This window comes from Erythrobacter sp. CCH5-A1, from assembly GCF_001557115.1.
Lineage (GTDB): Bacteria > Pseudomonadota > Alphaproteobacteria > Sphingomonadales > Sphingomonadaceae > Erythrobacter.
This window is the reverse complement of record NZ_LSKQ01000259.1, coordinates 1-2,952: the sequence shown is the minus strand read 5'-3', so window position 1 is coordinate 2,952 and position 2,952 is coordinate 1. Positions and strand designations below refer to the sequence as shown.

Annotated in this window: 2 protein-coding genes; one reads left to right on the top strand and one right to left on the bottom strand. The window is 69.0% G+C overall.

The genetic code is table 11. From position 1 onward, the window contains the following. Positions 1 to 506 (top strand): biopolymer transporter ExbD (locus AX708_RS15615; protein WP_067490412.1); only part of this gene is annotated, 506 nt, incomplete at its 5' end. Here the strand turns inward: AX708_RS15615 and AX708_RS15610 are convergent. Then, a partial coding sequence (locus AX708_RS15610; RefSeq protein WP_067490409.1) for a ligase-associated DNA damage response DEXH box helicase occupies positions 503 to 2,952 on the bottom strand: 2,450 nt, incomplete at its 5' end. The two genes, AX708_RS15615 and AX708_RS15610, sit on opposite strands and share 4 nt — an antisense overlap.

Genomic DNA, 2,952 nt, shown 5'->3' with positions numbered 1-2,952 from the left:
TGCTGTTCGTGGCGCTATTCATCGCGGTGGTGTTCCTGCTCGCAGCGAGCCAGACGCGCACGCACGCGCTGCTGGTGGAGTTACCGCAGCCGGAAGCCGGCCTGATCGGAACAGGCACTCCGCCTGCGGTTTACCGTGTCGAGCTGGCAGCCTCGGGCCAGTTGCGCTTCAACGGCGAAGTCGTGAACGCGCAGCAGCTCGAGGTCTTGCTCGGCGAAGTGAGCACGCTCCAGCCGCGCGCCGTCCTCGCCTTCGAACCCGACGAGGCGGCGAGCTATGGTCTCGCCGCGCATACCCTCGCCATCATCCACCGTGCGGGCCTGAATGACGAATGGTTCTGCATCAACGGCATGGAGAAGCATGGGGAGTTCGGCAGGAGCAGCGGCCACCCGCTGCCCCTGCTGACCAGCATCCGGATCGACGAAGCCATGGGCGCGCAACAGATGGTGCCTGACCCGGATATCGACACCTGCGCGCCGGAGCTGTTCGGCACGACCGACCGCTAATCCCCCTCCGGCGGCACATCCGGCCGCATCGCCGCTGCGATCAGCCCCTCGGCTTCGAGCAGCAGTTCGTCGTCGACCGCGCCCTGCGGCACCGCCTCGCGGCCGATCATCGTCATCACCGGCACCGCGAGCGGGGAGACGCGGTCCAGCTCGACGTGCACCAACTCGCGCTCGGAGCGCTCCAGCAGGTCGGCGAGCCGCCCCACGTCGGTCATCCGCGCGCGGGCATCGGCCCAGGCGGCTTCGATCAGCACGTGGTCGGGCTCGTATTTCCTGAGCACGTCGTAGATCAGGTCGGTCGAGAAGGTGACCTGCTTGCCGGTCTTCTTCTGCCCCGGGTGCTGGCGCTCGACGAGGCCGCTGATCACCGCCACCTCGCGAAAGGCGCGGCGCAGGAGGTGGCTTTCGGTCACCCACTCGACGAATTCGCCGGTGAGGATATCGGGCGACAGCAGCGGTGCGGGATCGGTGACGGGCTTCAGCCCCCATACCGCCAGGCAATAGTCGTTCGCCACGAAGCCGCCGGGGAGCAGGCCGCGATCCTCCATCCGCCGGGTGATCAGCATCCCCAGCGACTGGTTCGCGTTCCAGCCCTCGAAGGTGTAATAGGCGGTGTAGTGCTTGCCGCCGTGAGGGAAGCTCTCGACCAGCAGCTCGCCGGGTGCGGGCAGGCGCGAGCGGTAGTCCTGCATCTCCAGCCACTCGCGCACATCGTCGGGGAAACGGCCCCACCCCGCGCGGTCGGAGAGCAGCCCCTGCACGCGGGTGGAAAGGTGCGTGGTCAGGGGCAGCCGCAAGCCGCCATAACTCGGGATTGTGGCGCTTTTCTTGGCGGCGCGGACGGTGACGTCCATGTCCTTCACCCCCTCGACCTCGAGGCTCATGCCGGCAAAGAAGAAGGTATCGCCGGGGGAGAGCGAAGCTGCGAAGCGCTCCTCCACCTTGCCGAGACTGCGGCCGTTCCGGAAGCGGACGGTGAGCATCTCGCTGTCGACGATGATCCCGGCGTTCATCCGGTGCCGCTGCGCCTGGTTGGGGTGGGCGAGGCGCCAAACCCCCGCCTTGTCGCGCACGATCCGCTGGAAGCGGTCATAGGCCTTGAGCGCATAACCGCCGTTCGAGACGAACCCCAAGACCCGCTGGAAGGTCGCCTGATCGACCCAGCTATAGGCGAGGCTGCTCCTCACCTCGGCGAGCAGCGCGTCCTCGTGGAACGGCCCGGCGCAGGCGCAGGCCATGACATGCTGGGCGAGCACATCTAGGCTCCCCGGGCGGAAGGCCTCACCATCGCGCTGGCCCTCGTCGACCGCTTCCTTGGCGGCGATGGCTTCAAGGAATTCGAAGCGGTTGCCAGGCACCAGCACCGCGCGGCTCGGCACATCGAGCCGGTGGCCCGCGCGCCCGATCCGTTGCAGCAGCCGCGACGAACCCTTGGGCGCGCCCATCTGCACCACCAGATCGATGTCGCCCCAGTCGATGCCGAGGTCGAGGCTGGCAGTGCACACCAGCGCGCGCAACTCCCCCCGCGCCATCGCCTCCTCGACCTTGCGCCGCGCCTCGGTGCTGAGCGAGCCGTGGTGGATGCCGATGGGGAGATGATCCTCGTTCGCCTCCCACAGGCACTGGAAGATGAACTCGGCGAGAAAGCGGGTGTTGGTGAAGACCAGCGTGGTGCGGTTGGCCTTGATCGCCTCGTAAAGCTGCGGGACGGCCCAGCGCCCGGCGTGCCCGCCCCACGGGACGCGCTCCTCCTGCGGCAGGAGGATCTCGACCTCGGGATCGGCCCCCTCCTCGCCCAGCACCAGCGCAGCCGCCGCGATCTCGCCGTCCGCGCCGGACTGGGGCGCGAGCCATTCCTGGAAGTCGCGGGGGTTGGCGAGCGTCGCCGACAGCGCCACGCGCTGCGCCTCGGGGGCGAGCGCATGAAGGCGGGCCAGCGACAGCGCGAGCAGATCGCCGCGCTTGTCGGTGGCGAAGGCGTGGACCTCGTCGATCACCACCCGCCTGAGCCCCGCGAACAGCTCGGCGCTTTCGGGATAGGACAGCAGCAGCGAGAGGCTCTCGGGCGTGGTCAGCAGGATGTGCGGCGGCTTCTCCCGCTGGCGTTTCTTGCGGTCGGATGGCGTATCGCCGCTGCGGGTCTCGACCCGGATGGGGAGGCCGATCTCCGCGATGGGCGTGAGCAGGTTGCGCTTCACGTCTTGCGCCAGCGCCTTCAATGGCGAGACGTAGAGCGTGTGCAGCCCCTCCCCCGGCACCGCGTCGCCGGCAAAGTCGCACAAGGTCGGCAAGAACCCGGCGAGCGTCTTGCCCGCGCCGGTATCGGCAACCAGTAGCGCGTGCTCGCCCGCGCGGGCCTTCGCGAGCATCTCCCACTGGTGCCGCCGCACCCGCCAACCGCGCGCGTCGAACCACGCGGCAATCTGGGGCGGGAGGGTCGGGGCGG